This is a genomic window from Streptomyces sp. NPDC057002 (assembly GCF_042673825.1).
Classification (GTDB): Bacteria; Actinomycetota; Actinomycetes; order Streptomycetales; family Streptomycetaceae; genus Streptomyces.
The window spans coordinates 1056306-1072418 of the sequence record NZ_JBHURZ010000001.1 but is presented as its reverse complement, the minus strand read 5'-3'; the positions used below and the strand labels follow the sequence as shown (position 1 = coordinate 1072418).

Annotated in this window: 16 protein-coding genes and 1 pseudogene; 14 read left to right on the top strand and 3 right to left on the bottom strand. The window is 73.1% G+C overall.

Annotated features, from left to right (window positions below):
• The first annotated feature begins 20 nt into the window (after positions 1-20).
• The 9 genes from ACFT32_RS04875 to ACFT32_RS04835 are packed head-to-tail and all read left to right on the top strand — an operon-like array spanning position 21 to position 8051.
• Positions 21-296, top strand: coding sequence for an acyl carrier protein (locus tag ACFT32_RS04875; protein ID WP_382485884.1), 276 nt, complete (start codon positions 21-23; stop codon positions 294-296).
• Entirely contained in the window at positions 293-583 is a 291-nt protein-coding gene (locus tag ACFT32_RS04870) for an acyl carrier protein (protein ID WP_382485882.1), read from the top strand. Before ACFT32_RS04875 ends, ACFT32_RS04870 begins: the two co-directional genes overlap by 4 nt.
• Complete coding sequence (locus ACFT32_RS04865) at positions 573-1886, top strand: beta-ketoacyl-[acyl-carrier-protein] synthase family protein (RefSeq protein WP_382485880.1); 1314 nt, start codon at positions 573-575, stop codon at positions 1884-1886. Before ACFT32_RS04870 ends, ACFT32_RS04865 begins: the two co-directional genes overlap by 11 nt.
• Complete coding sequence (locus tag ACFT32_RS04860; RefSeq protein ID WP_382485878.1) at positions 1883-2617, top strand: hypothetical protein; 735 nt, start codon at positions 1883-1885, stop codon at positions 2615-2617. The genes ACFT32_RS04865 and ACFT32_RS04860 overlap by 4 nt, the downstream gene beginning before the upstream one ends.
• Positions 2604-4265 carry a class I adenylate-forming enzyme family protein gene (locus tag ACFT32_RS04855; protein WP_382485876.1) on the top strand — a complete coding sequence of 554 codons (1662 nt, stop codon included), beginning with the start codon at positions 2604-2606 and terminating at the stop codon, positions 4263-4265. The genes ACFT32_RS04860 and ACFT32_RS04855 overlap by 14 nt, the downstream gene beginning before the upstream one ends.
• Positions 4262-4789 (top strand): hypothetical protein, encoded by a 528-nt coding sequence (locus ACFT32_RS04850; protein WP_382485874.1) that lies wholly within the window; start codon positions 4262-4264, stop codon positions 4787-4789. The genes ACFT32_RS04855 and ACFT32_RS04850 overlap by 4 nt, the downstream gene beginning before the upstream one ends.
• Before the next feature lie 3 nt (positions 4790-4792).
• Complete coding sequence (locus tag ACFT32_RS04845) at positions 4793-5710, top strand: NAD-dependent epimerase/dehydratase family protein (RefSeq protein WP_382485872.1); 918 nt, start codon at positions 4793-4795, stop codon at positions 5708-5710.
• Positions 5707-7293: an MFS transporter gene (locus ACFT32_RS04840; protein WP_382485871.1), complete on the top strand. Its 1587-nt coding sequence runs from the start codon at positions 5707-5709 to the stop codon at positions 7291-7293. Before ACFT32_RS04845 ends, ACFT32_RS04840 begins: the two co-directional genes overlap by 4 nt.
• A 38-nt stretch (positions 7294-7331) precedes the next feature.
• Positions 7332-8051: an SDR family oxidoreductase gene (locus tag ACFT32_RS04835; RefSeq protein WP_382485869.1), complete on the top strand. Its 720-nt coding sequence runs from the start codon at positions 7332-7334 to the stop codon at positions 8049-8051.
• Positions 8052-8089: 38 nt separating this feature from the next.
• On the opposite strand, the gene ACFT32_RS04830 is transcribed toward ACFT32_RS04835, so the two are convergent.
• Both ACFT32_RS04830 and ACFT32_RS04825 read right to left on the bottom strand, forming a co-directional pair.
• Positions 8090-8911 carry a lipase family protein gene (locus tag ACFT32_RS04830; RefSeq protein ID WP_382485867.1) on the bottom strand — a complete coding sequence of 274 codons (822 nt, stop codon included), beginning with the start codon at positions 8909-8911 and terminating at the stop codon, positions 8090-8092.
• A 187-nt stretch (positions 8912-9098) separates the two neighbouring features.
• The gene (locus ACFT32_RS04825; protein ID WP_382485865.1) at positions 9099-9953 is read right to left on the bottom strand and encodes a LysR family transcriptional regulator; all 855 of its coding nucleotides are present in this window, start codon (positions 9951-9953) and stop codon (positions 9099-9101) included.
• A gap of 68 nt (positions 9954-10021) precedes the next feature.
• On the opposite strand from ACFT32_RS04825, the pseudogene ACFT32_RS04820 reads away from it, so the two are divergent.
• Positions 10022-10926 (top strand): annotated as a pseudogene (locus ACFT32_RS04820) (DMT family transporter).
• Between the two features lie 77 nt (positions 10927-11003).
• Here ACFT32_RS04820 and ACFT32_RS04815 read toward each other — a convergent pair.
• Positions 11004-11453 carry a spore-associated protein gene (locus ACFT32_RS04815; RefSeq protein ID WP_382485863.1) on the bottom strand — a complete coding sequence of 150 codons (450 nt, stop codon included), beginning with the start codon at positions 11451-11453 and terminating at the stop codon, positions 11004-11006.
• Between the two features lie 329 nt (positions 11454-11782).
• On the opposite strand from ACFT32_RS04815, the gene ACFT32_RS04810 reads away from it, so the two are divergent.
• The 4 genes from ACFT32_RS04810 to ACFT32_RS04795 all read left to right on the top strand — a co-directional run bounded on the left by ACFT32_RS04810 (position 11783) and on the right by ACFT32_RS04795 (position 16058).
• Complete coding sequence (locus tag ACFT32_RS04810; RefSeq protein WP_382485861.1) at positions 11783-12796, top strand: hypothetical protein; 1014 nt, start codon at positions 11783-11785, stop codon at positions 12794-12796.
• A gap of 65 nt (positions 12797-12861) precedes the next feature.
• Positions 12862-13599 (top strand): class I SAM-dependent methyltransferase, encoded by a 738-nt coding sequence (locus ACFT32_RS04805; RefSeq protein ID WP_382485859.1) that lies wholly within the window; start codon positions 12862-12864, stop codon positions 13597-13599.
• Between the two features lie 87 nt (positions 13600-13686).
• On the top strand, positions 13687-14490 hold the full coding sequence (locus ACFT32_RS04800; RefSeq protein WP_382485857.1) for a serine/threonine protein kinase: 804 nt from the start codon (positions 13687-13689) through the stop codon (positions 14488-14490).
• Positions 14487-16058, top strand: coding sequence for a protein kinase (locus ACFT32_RS04795; protein WP_382485855.1), 1572 nt, complete (start codon positions 14487-14489; stop codon positions 16056-16058). Before ACFT32_RS04800 ends, ACFT32_RS04795 begins: the two co-directional genes overlap by 4 nt.
• Positions 16059-16113 lie beyond the last annotated feature (55 nt).

Below are 16113 nucleotides of genomic sequence, written 5' to 3'. Positions count from 1 at the left end.
CTCACTGGAGTTCTCCGACCATGAGCACATCGACCCTGGAAGAAGAGATCCGCGAGTTCGTCCTGAGCGCGGTCATCGACGAGATGAACATCCTGACCAGCCGTGAGGGCATCACCGACGAGAGCCCGGTGACCGTCGGCGGGCTGGACGTCGACTCGCTCAGCCTGATCGAGCTCACGATGCGGCTGGAGTCCCGGTTCGGCGTGGAGATCCCGGACACCGACATCGAGCCGCTGGCCTCCCTGACCCTCGGCGGACTCGTCGCCGAGGTCGTCCGACGGGGTGCGCGGGCATGAGCACGGAAGCGGCGCCGTCCCCCATCACCACCGACACCGTCCGGCAGTTGCTGTCGGACCGCAAGGTCTTCCCCGGACTGCCCGACGACCTCGGCGAGGACGCCGAACTGGTGCTGGACTCCCTCGGGCTGGTGTGGCTGCTCCACGTCGTCGAGGAGCGCTACGGCCTGGTCGTCGAGCCCACCGACGAGGACATCGCCGGGCTGACCTCACTGCGGCGGCTCACCGGATATCTGCGCGCGGCGCAGACGGACCGGGCGGAAGGGAGCGGCCGGGATGAGCGGTGACGTGACGATCACCGGCTTCGGCATACGTACCGCGTTCGGCACGGGCGCCGATGCCCTCCGGCGCGGGGTCTTCGCGGGGACCCCCGCGTTCCGCCCCACCACGCGGTTCGACACCGGCCCGTACCGCACGCCCATGGCTGCCGCCGCACCCGACGGACCCGACGCGGTCGAGGACTGGGCCCTGCGCCACGCACTCGCCCGCTGCGGCACGGAAGCCCTCGACATGGCCGGCCTCGGCCCGGGCACGGAGGCGGCGCTCCTGCTCGGGGTGGCCGGCGACCACACCAGCGTCACGCGCTACTGGCGGAACCGGCCGGAGGCGGCGACGTCCGTATCGGGGGGCGGGGCTGAGGGTGAGGGCGCGGGGCGGAACGGGGGCGTTGTTGCCAGCGGCGCTGCCGGCGAGGGCGTGGGCCGGAACGCGGGCGTCGTGCCTGAGGGCGGGCCTGTTGGCGAGCCGGGCGGCGGGGACGCTGCGCGGTTCGCCGACGCCGTGCCCGCGCGGCTCGCCGAGTTGATGGCCGCTCAGCTCGGGCTGACCGGGCCCCGGCTCACCTTCACCAACGCCTGTGTCGCCTCAGCCGCCGCGATCATCCACGCCTGCCGGCTGATCTCCTCCGGCCGGATCGACGTGGCGGTCTGCGCGGGCGGATACCTCGTGGAGGAGGAGACCTTCGGCAAGTTCGACTCCGGCCGGGCACTGTCCCGCGACGGCATGGTGCGCCCGTTCAGCGCCGACCGCAGCGGGCTGCTGCTCGGCGACGGAGTCGCGGCCGTCGTACTGGAGTCCGCCGAGCACGCCCGGCGGCGCGGTGCCCGGCCGCTGGCATCCGTGCCGGGCTGGGGCGCGGCGACGGACGCCCACCACATCGCCCAGCCGCACCCGGAGGGAGCCGGCCTGGCCCGGGCCGCACGGCAGGCGCTGCGCCTGGCCGGCGACCCGGACGGGGCGGCCCTCGGCTATGTCAACGCCCACGGCACCGGCACCCGGCACAACGACGGCGCCGAGACCCGGGGGCTGCGAGCCGCCCTCGGGAAGCGGGCCGATTCGATCCCGGTGAGCTCCACCAAGAGCACCACCGGGCACCTCCTGGAGGCGGCGGGCATCGTGGAGTTCGTCATCACGATGCTGGCCCTGACGGACGGGGTGCTGCCGCCGACCGCCGGGTTCACCCGGCCCGACCCGGAGTGCGACCTCGACTGCGTGCCGAACCGGCCGCGCCGGGCCGACCCACGCCGGGCCCTCACCATCAACGCCGCCTTCGGGGGCGCCAACACCGCACTCGTGCTGGAGCGGCCGTGACGACGGACAAGCCCGTATCCCGCTCACCCCTCGGCATCCTGGCGAGCGCCACCGCGACCCACGGCATCGGGCGCCCGGACGACATCGAGCTGCCGAGGCTGCCCGGCTTCGTGGAGTCGGCGTTCAGCCCGCTGGCGTACGAGGTCGCCAGGCGGTGCCTGGCGGAACGGCCCGGGGACGGGGGGTCCCGGACCGCCGTGGCGCTGGCCGGCCTGATGGGCGACACCACCACCGCGGACCTGGCCAGCAGCCGTATGGTCGCCGGCCGGGTCCACAACCCGCTGCTGTTCATGCAGGCCACCCCCAACTCCGTACTGGGCCATATGAGTCGGGAGTTCGGGATCACCGGGCAGATGTTCAGCCTCTCCACCCTCGACGACGCGCTGACCGAACTGCTGGCCATGGCGGATCTCCTGCTGGAGGACCCGGAGCTGGACCGGGTGCTCGTGCTGGGCGTGGAGCTGGGCGGCGGCGAGCGGGCGGCCGCAGTGTTCCGGGAACTGGCCGTAGGCGAGCCCCCGTTGGCCGGCCTTCCCGCGAACGCCGGCAGGGCGGCCGCGCTGCTGCTCGCCCGTCCCGGTGACGGAGCTCCCGTGACGGTCCGGGCGGAGGAGGCACACGACGGCGATGCCGGGACCGCCGCCTGCCCCGGAAGCATCCGGGGCCTCTTCGCTCTGGCGGCCACCCACTCCGAGGCGAGGAAGGGGACGGAGACCCATGCTCATCAGTAGGCAGGAGCGCGCCCGGATCTGCTCCGACACCGAACTGGGCGCCGGCAACGTCCTGGAGCGCCTGACGGCGTACGGCCGCTCGCTCGACGAGCCGGTGCTGCGCACGGACGGCAGCTGGCAGGCGCCGGACGGCAGCCGCCCGCGGGTGCTGACACTCGGGCAGCTGATCGAGGCCGTCGAGACCTACGCCGGCTGGTACGCCGCCCGGGGAGTGCGGCCCCGCGACCCGGTCGCCGTGCACTCCCACTCCAGCACCGAGTTCGCGGTGAACTTCCTGGCGCTGACGTCCCTAGGCGCGATCCCCTCGTTCGTCAACGGCAACCTGGCTCCGGAGACCGCCCGGGAGTACGTGCGCGGCCAGGGGGCGGTGGGCGCCTTCACGGACCCGGAGCACCAGACGGTGCTGTCGGGATCGGGGCTCGGGTTCTGCGTCACCGCAGCCGGCATCCGGCCCGGGGACCGCGCGGCCCTGCCGTCGTCGTACCCGTACCGGCACGACCCCACCGACCCGGTGCTCATCTCGCACTCGTCCGGAACCACCGGCACGCCCAAGGGGGTTCCGCACACCCACCGGACGCTGATGTACGCGCAGGTGCACCGGCTGCGCTACTCCACCGGGACCGACATGGAGCGCACCCTGGTCGGGCTGCCGGGCGCGCACAACGCCATGGTGGCGACCCTGCTGTACTGCCTGCTGCTCCGCACCGACATCAAGCTGCTCTCCAGCCGGCGCGGCAGCGATGTGCTGGACGCCATCGAGGAGTTCCGGCCGACCACGGTGCTGGCCTTCGCCGGGACCTTCGGCGAGATGGCCGCAGAGGACCTGACCGATCGCCGACTGGACAGTGTCCAGGTGTGGTTCAACACCGGGGACGCCGCGCACGAGGCGCACATCCGGGCGCTGGTGCGGTACGGCAGCCACGAGAGGATCGGGCGCGATCTGCGGCGTACGCGGGTCGAGGGCTCCGTCTTCGTGGACGGGCTCGGCTCGTCCGAGGCGGGCTACTCCGTCTTCCACAACCGGCACACCAAGGACACCTCGGCCTACTCGCGCTGCGTCGGCAAGCCGATCAGCTTCGCCGAGGCCGCCGTGCTCGCCGAGGACGGCACCCCGCTGCCGCCGGGGCGGATCGGCCGCCTCGGCCTGAAGTCGCCGACGCTCACGCCCGGTTACTGGAACGACTCGCTGACCTGGAACCGGCTGCGGCTGGGCGGCTACTGGCTCACCGGGGATCTCGCCCACCAGGACGAGGACGGCAACTTCTACCATCTCGACCGGGCGCCCGACGCGATCCGGACCCGCGACGGGATCCTGTTCAGCACCCGGACCGAGGAACTGCTCCTGCGGGAGCTGCCCGAACTGGCCGACTGCACGGTCGTCGGGGTGGCCCCCGAGGGCGTGCGGGCGGACTGGGACGGCGGGGGAGAGGCCGAGGCGTACGCGCTGCTCCAGCTCGCGGACGACGGCGCCCCGGCCGGCGACGGCGAGGCGTGGACCGGGCGGGTCAACGCGGTCCTGGTGGCCGCCGGGTTCCCCCTGGTGGCCCGGGCCCTGCGGATGGAACCCGACGAGGTGCCCAAGGGCGCCACGGGCAAGGTCCTCAAACGCGTGATGCGCGACCGGCTCGCCGCCAGGGGGCAAGAGTGAGTGACGGGACCAACCACCGCGCGCAGACCGTGGACGCCTACCGGCTGTGGTGGCAGCACGACGCCCACTGGTACCAGGGGGTGGCCGGGCGTTTCGGGCAGGAGGCCGCGAACGAGATCAACGCGGAGGCGATGCGCAAGGTGGCCGTGCACGTCGGGCAGCGCGTCGCCCGCCGGTCGGGCCCGCTGCCCGACAGCGGTGACACCGGCAAGGACCTGGAGGAACTGCGCCGCCGCTACGACGAGTGCGGTGACCGCATGTTCCCGCCGGAACTGCGCAACGCCTCCACCGAGGTGGAGGGCGACGACAGCATCGTCCTCACGCTGCGGCGGAACTTCGCCATCACCATGGTGCGGATGGCCGGTTCGCTGGAGGGCTACCGGTGCCCGTGCACCGACATCCACGCGGGCTGGTCCGAGGGGCTCGGCGTGACCCTGACCGAGAACCGGGCCGAGAGCTGTCTGCGCGACGGCGACAAGGCGTGCCGCCTGCTGATGCGGGTCGCCCCGGATACGGAGGGCTGAGCGGTGCGGGTACTTGTCGCCGGTGCCTCCGGCCTGATCGGACATCCGCTGGTCGGCGCGCTGCGGGCGCGGGGGCACCATGTGAGCGCCCTGGTACGGGACGCCTCCCGGGCCCCGGACTCGGACGAGACCGTGGTCGCCGACGCCCTCGACCGCGCGTCCCTGCTGCCGGCGGTCGCGGCCGCCCGGCCCGATGTGGTCGTGCACCAGATGACGGCGCTGCGGCTGCTGCGCGACGATCCCGCGGGCGCCTTCGAGCGGACCGCGAGGCTGCGCACCGAGGGCACCGCCCACCTGGTCGAGGCGGCCCGGGCGGCCGGAGCGCGGCGGCTGGTCGCGCAGTCCATCGCCTTCGCCGCGGCCCCGGCCGGGGCTCCGGTCCTCGACGAGGACGCACCGCTGTACGTGGACGCCCCGGACCCCGGCTGGGCCGCCACCGTACGGGCCGTCGCCGAGCTGGAACGGCTGGTCCTGAACGGTGCGGGCCTGAGCGGCCTAATCCTCAGGTACGGCACCCTGTACGGCCCCGGCACCGCGTACGCCCCTACCGGCGGGACGGGTCAGCGGGTGCTGGCCGGGAACCTCCCGCTGCCGGAGGGCGGGTCGGGGATCACCTCGTTCCTGCATGCGGAGGACGCCGTGGCAGCGGCCGTGGCGGCCGTCGAGTCGGAGGCCACCGGCGTCCTTCACATCACGGACGACGAACCGGCCCCGGCCGCCGAGTGGCTGCCGCGCTACGCCCGTGCGCTGGGCGCCCCTGCCCCGCGCACGGTTCCGGCGGCGATGGCGCCCCGGCTGCTCGGCTGGTTCACGGCCCATCAGCTCACCGCGGCGCGGGGCGCCTCCAACGACCGGGCGCGTACGCAGCTGGGCTGGAAGCCGCTGCGGCCGAGCTGGCGCGACGGGCTGGGGACGCGATGACCGGGCCCGGCGGGCAGGCGGCCGTCCCGTCGCGGCCGGGGGCCGTCCTCCTGGTCGTGGTCTGCGCCCAGATGCTGATCTGGCTGGACACCTCGATCCTCAACGTCGCCGTCACCACCCTGGCCGACCCGGACGAGGGCCTGGGCGCGACGCCCGCCGAACTGGAGTGGGTGGCGAGCGCCTACACCCTGGTCTTCGCCGGCGGTCTCTTCGCGGGCGGCGCGCTGGCCGACCGGTTCGGCCCCCGGGCCACCCTCCTCGCCGGACTCGCGCTGTTCGGCACGGCCTCCGCCGCCGGTGCGTTCGCGGGGAGCCCGGCGTGGCTGGTCGTGGCGCGCGCGTTCATGGGCGCGGGCAGCGCGCTGCTGATGCCCGCGACCCTGTCGGTGATCGTGCAGAGCACCCCGGAGGCGAAACGCACCCGGGCGATCGCGATCTGGAGCTCTTCCAGCGGTCTGGGCGTGGCCGTCGGCCCGGTGGCGGGCGGGGCGCTGCTCAGCAACTTCTGGTGGGGATCGGTGTTCCTGGTCAACGTCCCGATTGTCGCCCTGTGCCTGGCCGGAGTCGCCACCGTCGTACCCGAGTTGAAGGGTCCCCGGCGCAGACCGCTCGACCTCCCGGGCCTCGCCCTGTCGGTGCTCGGCCTCGGCGGCGTGGTCTACGGGATCATCGAAGCCGGCGACGGACAGGCCTGGTACGGGCCGCGCGTCCTCCTCCCGCTGGCCCTGGGCGGCGCCCTGCTCGTCGCCTTCGTAGCCGGTCAGCGCAGGTCCCCGGCGCCCAGCCTGGATCTGCGGCTCTTCCGGCAGCCCGGCTTCACGGCCGGGAGCGTGGTGCTGCTGATCGCGTTCATGGCCCTGGCGGGGCACCTGTTCTACGCCGCCTTCTATCTCCAGGGGCCCCGCGGGCTCACCCCCGCCGAGGCCGGCACCGTGATGATCGCCGCCGCGGTCGGCATCGTCCTGGGCAGTCAGGCGTCCCCGGCGCTGAGCAGGCTGCTGTCGGCCCGGTGGACGGTCGCGGCCGGCGTCCTGGCCACGGCGGTCACCTACGTCGCCTACGCCTGGCTCGACGGGCGCACCCCGGTCCCGGTCATCGTCGCGCTGCTGTGGATCCAGGGCTTCGGGATGGGCCTGGTCGGAACGCCGGTCACGGCCGCGATGATGAGCGGGGTGCCGCCGCATCTCGCGGGCGCCGGTTCGGCCGTCAACAGCGTCACCCGGCAGGTCGGCGGAACACTCGGGGTGGCGATGGCCGGTTCGATCCTCTCCGGCGTGTACCGGGAGCGGATGGCGGACGCCGAACTGCCCGGCACCGCACAGGGATTGGACCCGGCCGCCGAGGAGCAGGCCCGTGCCTCCGCCGAGGCGGCCCGCTCACTGGCCGGTTCACTGCGCCTGCCCGAACTGGCGGCCACGGCGGACCGGGCCTTCCTCGACGCGATGTACGCCGCCACCCTCGCCGTCGCCGCCCTGGCCCTCGTCGGATGCGCGGTGGCCGTCGCGGGGCTGCGGACACGAGCACCGCGACCGGGGAAAGTCCCGGAACTAGGGGCACGGGACGAGCCGGTGGAGTCCACGTGAGAGGCCACGACACGGGATCAGGACAGGAGAGGGAAGCCATGCCGGCGCAGTCGACGACCCGTTCGGTCTTCGTCACCGGGGGGAACAGGGGGATCGGGCTGGCCATAGCCCGCCGCTTCGCGGCGGCGGGAGACCGGGTGGCGGTGACCTTCAGAGGTGCGGAGCCGCCCGCTTCCGAGGGGTTCCTCGCCGTACGGTGCGATGTGACGGACAGTCATCAGGTGGACCGGGCCTTCACGGAGGCCGAGGAAGCCCACGGTCCGGTGACCGTCCTGGTCGCGGGCGCGGGCGCCGCCAACGACCGGCTGCTGGAGCGGATGAGCGACGCCGACTTCACCTCCGTCATCGACACCAACCTCACGGGTGCCTTCCGCGTCGCCCGGCGAGCCGTGCGCGGGATGCTCCGCGAAGGTCACGGCCGTATCGTGCTGGTCTCCTCCACGTCGGCGCTGCACGGCGCACCCGGCCAGACCAACTACGCGGCGGCGAAGGCCGGGCTCGTCGGATTCGCACGGTCGCTGACCCATGAACTCGGCCCCAGGGACATCACCTGCAATGTGGTGGCGCCCGGCCTCACCGAGTCGGACATGAGCCGTGCCCTCACCGCCCGGCAACGCGAGGACCTGCTGCGCCGGACCCCGGCCGGACGCCTCGCCCGTCCCGAGGAGGTCGCCGACGCGGTGGCGTTCCTGGCCGGTGCCGGGTATGTGCGCGGCGCCGTCGTCCCGGTGGACGGAGGCGCCGGGCTGGGGCACTGAGGGCGGGGCCGGCGGCCGGTGTCCGGTATCCCCACGGTTCAGGCCAGGTTGCGTTCGAGGGCCACGACGTAGTTGTCCATGAAGTGGTCGCGCACGCCGTCGCTCGCCGGGGCGAAGGCGTCGGCGGTCATGCCGCCGACGCGGTCGGCGAACCCGGTGACCAAGGGCACTGTGGTGTGCACCTTGCCGTGGGAGTCGATGTACCGCAGGGTCTCGACGTGGGTGAAGGCCGGCTCCGGAGGCATCTGCGGGACGATGTCGTTGTTGTTGACGAACCGGTAGAGCCGGTCCTTGAAGCCCTTGTTGCAGGCCTTGGCGAGCAGCCGGTCGCAGGTACGGGGCTGGCCGAAGGTGTAGACGCCGTCGGCCCGCAGCTGCGGCTCCTCCAGGTACATCCGGCAGCCGGCCAGCATGGCGAGCGCCCCGCCCAGGCTGTGGCCGGTGAACCAGACCGACTGTTCCCGGTCGCGCAGGCCGGCGAGCCCGTCCCGGACCGTGGGGAAGATCGACTCCAGGGCCTCGCCGAAGCCGTGGTGGATGTATCCGGTGCCCGCCGGGCCCGGTACGGGCGGTGTGACGGCGTCCGTGAGCCAGTCGCGGATCTGCACCGGTTCCGTGCCGCGGAAACCGATGATGATCATCCTGTCACTGGCCATCGTGTACGCCTGGGTGTCCTCCAGCGGAAACGGCGGCGTGAACCGCGTTTCGTGATGGACCACCCGGTCGAACCCCCACTGCCGCGCCTGCTGCTCGATGGTGGCCCGGTCCTTGTAGGCCAGGTCGGACGCCTTGGCCATCCAGTAGGCGTGCTGAAGGCTGTATCCGGTGACGGAGTGATCGATGCTGTGGGGCGCAGACACCAGCGGGTCCTTTCCCGGGTGCGGCGCGCGGCGGCTGAACCGGCCGCGGAAACGGCACCCTGAGGTGGCGGGGGAGGCAGCCCCGTCCTATCGCGGGTGGGCGGCCGCATCCGCGGCAGCGCGCCCCGGAGTCACCCGGACGGCCCGTCGGCGGAACCGGGACGCTCCTCCGGCGGGTGCGGCCGGGTCAGCCCGTGCCGTACAGCGTCGTGAGCAGTTCGAGCGCGGCCTGGGCGGCGGGATGCGGTTCGTCCCGCCACCAGGCGAGGCGCACCGCGATCGGCTCGGCGTCGCGCACCGGCCGGTAGACGATGCCGGGGCGCGGGTACTGGTGCGCGGTCGACTCGGCGGTCATGCCCACACAGCGGCCCAGTGAGATCGCGGTCAGCCAGTCGTCGACGTCGTGGGTGGCCCGGGTCGCCGGAGGGGAGTCCGGTGGCCACAGCTGTGTCGTGGTGGTGCCGGTCCGCCGGTCGATCAGCAGCGTGCGTCCGCCGATGTCGGCGAGTCGCACGGAGCGGCGGCGTGCCAAGGGGTCGTCGGAGGCCATCGCGCACAAGCGCCTTTCCAGGCCCACGATGGCGGAGTCGAAGCGGCGGTCGTCCAGTGGCCTGCGGACCACGGCCAGGTCGCACGCCCCCTCCGCGAGCCCGGCGGTGGCGGAGTTGACGCGGACGAGCCGCAGCTCCGTCCCCGGGCGCGTGTCGGCCCAGCGGCGCTGGAACGCCAGCGTGTGGCGGCCCACGGCCGACCAGGCGTAACCGACCCGCAGGCAGGCATGACCCGAGGTCGCCTCCTGGACCAGATCGTCCACCTCACCGAGCACCCGCCGGGCATGCCCCAGCACGCGCAGCCCCGTTCCGGTCAGACTCACCTCGCGGGAGGTCCGCCGCAACAGCCGTACGCCGAGGGCGCGTTCGAGGGAGGCCAGCGTGCGGGACACGGCGGCCTGGGAGACTCCGAGCGCGATGGCGGCGTCGGTGAAGCTGCCCTCGTCGACGATCGCGACGAGACAGCGCAACTGCCGCAGCTCCACATCCATGACTCCAGCGTATAGATGGCCCCGCGGATGCATTTTGCGCAACCCCCGGGCCGTCTCAGGATCGGGTCATGCACGCAGCCTCCGCACCGACGCCGGCGCCCGCGCAGGAAACCGTCGTGGCGTCCTCCGCCCCGGACCTCGACGGAAAGCGCCTCGCCGGTGTGGTCACCATGTTCGGCAGCGGTCTGTCCAATCAGACCGGCGCCGCGATCGGTTCCCTGGCCTTCCCCGTCCTCGGACCGGTCGGTGTCGTCGCCGTGCGCCAGTACGTCGCCGCGATCGTCCTGATGGCCGTAGGCCGCCCCCGGCTGCGTACCTTCACCAAGCGGCAGTGGTGGCCGGTCCTGCTGCTGGCCCTGGTGTTCGGGACGATGAACCTGTCCCTGTACAGCGCCATCGACCGCATCGGCCTCGGCCTCGCGGTGACGCTGGAATTCCTCGGCCCCTGAGCATTGCCCTCGCCGCATCGCGCCGCCGTGTGGACGCCTGCTGCGCGCTGATCGCCGCGGCAGGTGTCGTCACCCTGATGCGGCCGCAGCCCTCCACCGACTACCTGGGCATGGGCCTCGGACTGCTGGCCGCCGGCTGCTGGGCGTCGTACATCCTGCTCAACCGCACCGTCGGCCGGCGCATCCCCGGAGTGCAGGGATCGGCCGCCGCGGCGGGAGTCTCCGCCCTGATGTTCCTGCCGGTCGGCATCGTCCTCGTCGTCGACCAGCCGCCGACCGCGGGGTCCGTGGCCTACGCCCTGGTGGCCGGTGTCCTGTCCTCGGCCGTGCCCTATCTGGCGGACCTCCTCACCCTGCGCCGCGTCCCGGCCCGGGTCTTCGGGCTCTTCATGAGCGTCAACCCCGTGCTGGCCGCCGTGGTCGGCTGGATCGTCCTCGGCCAGAACCTGGGCTGGACCGAGCCGGCGGCCATCGCGGCCATCGTGGCCGCCAACGCGCTCAGCATCCTCACGTCACGGGCCTGAGCCCCACGTGAAGAACCGGGCCACCACGGTCCCCCGCGAACGCGCGGCGGGGGAGTGGTGACCCGGCTGGAGGGGGGTCAGCGGGTGAACGTGGTCCGGTGTTCCTTGAGGGAGCCGCAGTTGGAGCCGACCACCTGGACGTACACGTTGGCGATGTTGCCGCCCCAGTCGACGCAGAGGCCCTTGCCTCGGACGTAGGTCGGTCCGGCGTACGACTTGAAGAGCCCCGCGTCCGAGTCACCTTCCTCGGTGTCGGGGACCCAGACATACGCGGACATGTCCACGGCGGTGCCCGGGTTGTTGCGGATGGTCGTGACGCAGTTGTGTCCGTTGGACGCGTTGTACGTGAGGTAGATCGTGCCGAGCGTGCCGACGGCCGCCGAGTTCACGGTCTTGTAGCCGCTGCCGCAGACCTTCTGCGGGGTGGTGTTGGGCGCGGCGGAGGCGGGCGACGCCAGGGCGGTCATGGTCCCTGCCGACAGCGCGGCGACGGCGGACGCGGCCAGGACGGAACGGATGAATCTCATATTTCCCCCTTGCAACTCTTCGAGGTGGTTGCTCCTGCATGGTGTGACCCGCAGGGGTTCCAAAGGGTTGTGCGCCAACTCCCGGGAAATTCGGGCGAGATGTGGAGAGCGCGAGCGAGAATCCGGTCCGTGGGGCCGGCCCGGCCGGAAGTCCCGGCGGCGGGTGCCCGAGTGTGCCCAGCCGCTTCCGGCTTTACTCACGGGTCACTTATGCCGCACGCGAAGTGCAGAGGATCTGCGCAGGGGTGTCACACGGGCTGCACACGGCCCTTCCAAAGTCTCGTTAGCGTTACGGCTCGATTCCACCAGTCAGATCGGGAAGACCACACATGGACTACTGCTCCTCGTGCCGTCGGCACCTCAACGGCGCCTTGGTCTGCCCGGGGTGCGGCGCCTACGCCCCGGACATAGACCCCTCCGCGCCGCCCGCGTGGCGTGACGGGAACGTGTGGGACGACCGGACCGTGTGGGACGAGAACCGGGCCCGCACACGGGAGCTCCCCCTCGCGTACACCGGGCCGTTCGGAGTCCGCGAGACTTCGGCGACGGACCCGACCGGTGGTCATGGGATCCCGGCGACGGACCCGACCGGTGGTCATGGGATCCCGGCGACGGACCCGACCGGTGGCCAGGAGATCCCGGCCACGGTCCCGTCCGATGGCCACGGGAGCGCCGGCACCGCCGCGGCCGACGACTACCAGGTCCCGCAGCCGCAGCAGGGGCGGGCGGCCCGGCGTCGTCAGCTGGCCCGCTGGAAGAAGAACCAGCGCCGGGCCGTGATGGCGACCGCCGTCGCGCTCGTCGGGGGCGGTCTGACCGTCGCCGCCATGAAGGGGGACTCGACGCCCGGCGTCCAGGCGGCCACGGCGCCGGAGGACACGACCATGGGCGGTGCCGGGGGAGAGGCGCCGACCTACACCGAACCGACGTCGACCCAGCGCGACACCCCGCGTTCCACGCCCACGGCGCCCGGGACCGGCAAGGCCCCGCATCGCGAGCAGCCCCGGACCGCCGCTCCCCGCACCACGCCGGCGGACCCGCGGACGGACGCGGCCGCCACGCCCCGCGAGCTGCCGCTGACGACCCCGCGGCAGCGGACCACCGTCCCGAGCACCGTCGACACGGTCACCGGCAACGCCGGTGCCTCCACGTCGAAGGGCACCGACCGGACGACGCCGCCCGCGGGCAACACCGGTGCGGACACGCAGCAGCCCGCGGACCCCACGACACCCCCGCCGGCGGCCAGCCCCACGCCGACCTCTCCCTCGGACTCGGGCTCGGGCTCGAACTCGGACGACTCGAAGTCCAAGGAGCTCTGCCTGCTCGTCATCTGCCTGGGCTGAGTGCCGAGAGGGCGGCCGCCGAAATCCGGTGGCCGCCGCGCCCCGCTCTTCGTACCTTCGGGCGCATGGCTGACGAGTGCTTCCGGCATCCGCGGCTCGCCGCGGTCTACGACCCGCTCGACCCCGACCGCGGCGACCTCGACCCGTATCTGCGCATGGCGCAGCAGTTCGGGGCGCGTCAGGTGCTCGACATCGGCTGCGGGACGGGCGTGTTCGCGCTGCTGCTGTCCGCACGCGGTCTCCAGGTCGTCGGCGTCGATCCCGCCGGGGCGTCCCTCGACGTGGCCCGCGGCAAGCCGGGCGGCGAGCGGGTGCGGTGGATCCACGGCGATGCGACGACCCTGCCGCCCCTGACCGCCGACCTCGCGACGATGACGGGCAACGCGGCCCAGGCGATCACCGACACCGAGGACTGGCACGCGTTCCTGCGAGGGGCCCGGGCGGCTCTACGGCCGGGAGGTCGGCTGGTCTTCGAGACGCGGATACCGGCTCGCCGTGCCTGGGAGGCATGGAATCGCGAGGCGACGTATGCCGTGACGGACGTCCCCGGTGTCGGCATCATCGAGTGCTGGGTCGAACTGCTCGACGTGTCCGGTCCGTTGGTGACGTTCCGCCAGGTCTATCGGTTCGCCGTGGACGGACAGGTGCTGACCTCGGAGTCGACGCTGCGCTTCCGTGAGCGGCGGGAGGTCGAGACCGAACTCGTCGCGCAGGGCTTCGTGGTGGAGGACGTACGCGACGCGCCCGACCGGCCGGGGAAGGAGTTCGTGTTCGTCGCGCGACGTCCGGAATCCGCCCGCTGAGACGGCCCCGCCGGTGCTGCGCAACCGGAATCCGCCCGTACAATCCTCGCGACCAAATCGGGGGCGTCAGCATCGGGGGAATCCGTTGTGGAAACGATCATCGTGCAGTTGCCCGGTCCCGCACAGTGGGACGGGGACGGGACGGGCAGTCCCGAACTGATCCACCTGGGGCCCGGGGACATCGCCGACTTCGGGCGCGGCACGCCCGGCGGCACCGGGGTGCGCATCAGCCTGACCGACCCCGGAGTCTCCCGCCGCGCCGGGCAGCTCGAGGCGGCCGGGGACTACTGGCGGCTGTCCAACTTCAGCCGCAGCGTGTCGTACGTCGTGGAGAACCTGGAGGGAGCCGGCGAGTACCTCACCGTCGCCCCCGGGCGCCTCGGCGCGCCCGTGCCCTTCGAGTTCTCCCGAGTGGTGCTCCCGGCCCTGTCCGGCAACGCCGCCTTCAAGGTGTTCGCACCCCAGCACGCCTACCTCGGCGAGCGGTCCTCGCCGGGCGGCGGGGAACAGACCGTCCACCCCTTCGCCCTGGACCCCACGTCCAAGTACTTCCTCGTCCTGGTGGCCCTGTGCGAGCCCCGGCTGCGCGATCCCTCCGACTCGGCGCTGCCCGGCGTCGGGCAGATCGTGGAGCGGCTGCGGCCACTGGAGTCCTGCCGGGATCTGACCCGCTCCGCGGTCAACTACCACATCGACTACCTCGCCTTCGCCAAACTGCGCCTGGATCTCGGCGAGGAGAGCACGGCCGGAGCCGACGGCGGCCGCACCGGCGCCAAGCGCACCCGGCTCGCCTCGGTCGCCCTGCGCTTCGGCCTGGTGCGCGAAGAGCACCTCGGCCTGCTGCCGCCCCGCAGTGCCGGCCGCCTCGCCCCGCAGGAGGCCGGCGCATGACGACACCCGACGCCCAGGATCCCCAGGATCTCCGGGACGACGACCTGGAGGTGCCTCGCCCCCGCCTCCCCGAAGGCTTCCGGATCGACGGCTGGGAACTCGGCGCGGTCATCGGCTCCGGCGGCTGGGGGACCGTGTACGAGGCCCGTGCGGTCGCCGACGGCACGCCCGTGGCGGTGAAGGTGCTGCCGACCGGTGCCCTGGGCCCCGGCCAGCGCGCCGCGCTCGGCGAACTCGTGGCACGCGAGGTCCGCTTCAGCGCCGAGGCCGACCATCCGCACCTCGTCCGGACCCACGCCGTGTGCACCGTCGAGGCCCCGGAACTGCCCGCCCTGGACGGTGCGATCGCGCTGGTGATGGACCGTGCCGAGGCGAGCCTGAAGGACGTACTGGACGCCGCCGGGAACGGCCGGCCGATCGACGGCGCCGAACGCGTCCTGCGCGGAGTCGCCTCCGGACTGGCCCATATGCACGACGCCGGCTGGGTGCACGGCGACCTCAAACCCGCCAACGTCCTGCTGGGGCCGGGCGGGCAGGTGTGGCTGGCCGACTTCGGGCTGGCCACCGAACTCGACGGCACCCACGCCCATCTGCCCCCGCTCGGCACCCTCGACCATCTGCCGCCCGAGTGGTGGTCCCAGCGCACCGGCACCCAGGGCGCCGTCGTCCGGCCCACCGCCGACATCTGGGCCTACGGCGTCCTCGCCCACCAGGTGCTCACCGGCGGACTCCACCCCTTCGCGGGCGCGACGGCCCGGGCCCGCTCGCTCGCCGCCCAGACCTACGCACGCGGCACCGCACCCCTGCGGCTCGACGCCGGCCTCGCCGACGACACGCGCCGGCTGATCGCCGACTGCCTGGCACCGGACCACACCACCCGTCTCCCGCACACCGCGCGCGACATCGCCGCCCGGGTCGAGGACATCACCGGCACTCCGAACCGCCGCCGGCGACGCCTGGTGCCGGCCCTCGCGGCCGGGGTCGTCGTCCTGACCGCCGGAGCGGTCGCCGGGGTGGCCCTGCTCGGCGGAGGTGTCGGCACCCGGGACGACGACCGTGACAACGGTGTCTCCGCCGCCGCGACCGACGCGCGAAGACCGGTGCCGGGTGAGATACCCGCGGACTCCGACGTACCCGAGGCGCTGCGCCCCGTCATCGCCCGCGCCGCCCACCGCTGCACCGACGAGGAGATCACGCCCGTCCTGCTCGCCGCGCTGATCAAGGCGGAGAGCGGCTTCGACACCAACGCGTCCCGCCCGGAGAGCGAGGAGTACGGCATCGCCATGTGGACCCCGTCGGTGTTCCGCGCCTGGGCGGTGGACGGGGACGGTGACGGCGACAAGGACCACATGTCGCCGCCGGACGCGATCGCCACGATGAGCCTGTACGTCTGCTGGCTGGACCAGCGCTTCAAACAGGCCGGGCTGCCGAAGAAGGACCTTCCCGCGCTGGTCGCGGCCGGCTACCGCACCAGCGACCGCACGGTCATCGAGGAGGGCGGCGTGCCGCCTCGGGTACGGCCGCACGTGGACAAGGTGCTGCGCTATCTCGAAGCCTACGAGCGCTGACCCCCGGCATACGCGAGCGGTGGGCCGGACCCGTCAGGGCCCCGCCCCCCGCTCG

What these genes read in the sequence shown, in the direction of transcription:
- ACFT32_RS04795 (WP_382485855.1), top strand. Translation starts at nt 14,487, where the DNA reads ATGACGACACCCGACGCCCAGGATCCCCAGGATCTCCGGGACGACGAC.
- ACFT32_RS04835 (WP_382485869.1), top strand. Translation starts at nt 7,332, where the DNA reads ATGCCGGCGCAGTCGACGACCCGTTCGGTCTTCGTCACCGGGGGGAAC.
- ACFT32_RS04805 (WP_382485859.1), top strand. Translation starts at nt 12,862, where the DNA reads ATGGCTGACGAGTGCTTCCGGCATCCGCGGCTCGCCGCGGTCTACGAC.
- ACFT32_RS04875 (WP_382485884.1), top strand. Translation starts at nt 21, where the DNA reads ATGAGCACATCGACCCTGGAAGAAGAGATCCGCGAGTTCGTCCTGAGC.
- ACFT32_RS04825 (WP_382485865.1), bottom strand. Translation starts at nt 9,953, where the DNA reads ATGGATGTGGAGCTGCGGCAGTTGCGCTGTCTCGTCGCGATCGTCGAC.
- ACFT32_RS04810 (WP_382485861.1), top strand. Translation starts at nt 11,783, where the DNA reads ATGGACTACTGCTCCTCGTGCCGTCGGCACCTCAACGGCGCCTTGGTC.
- ACFT32_RS04840 (WP_382485871.1), top strand. Translation starts at nt 5,707, where the DNA reads ATGACCGGGCCCGGCGGGCAGGCGGCCGTCCCGTCGCGGCCGGGGGCC.
- ACFT32_RS04865 (WP_382485880.1), top strand. Translation starts at nt 573, where the DNA reads ATGAGCGGTGACGTGACGATCACCGGCTTCGGCATACGTACCGCGTTC.
- ACFT32_RS04815 (WP_382485863.1), bottom strand. Translation starts at nt 11,453, where the DNA reads ATGAGATTCATCCGTTCCGTCCTGGCCGCGTCCGCCGTCGCCGCGCTG.
- ACFT32_RS04870 (WP_382485882.1), top strand. Translation starts at nt 293, where the DNA reads ATGAGCACGGAAGCGGCGCCGTCCCCCATCACCACCGACACCGTCCGG.
- ACFT32_RS04855 (WP_382485876.1), top strand. Translation starts at nt 2,604, where the DNA reads ATGCTCATCAGTAGGCAGGAGCGCGCCCGGATCTGCTCCGACACCGAA.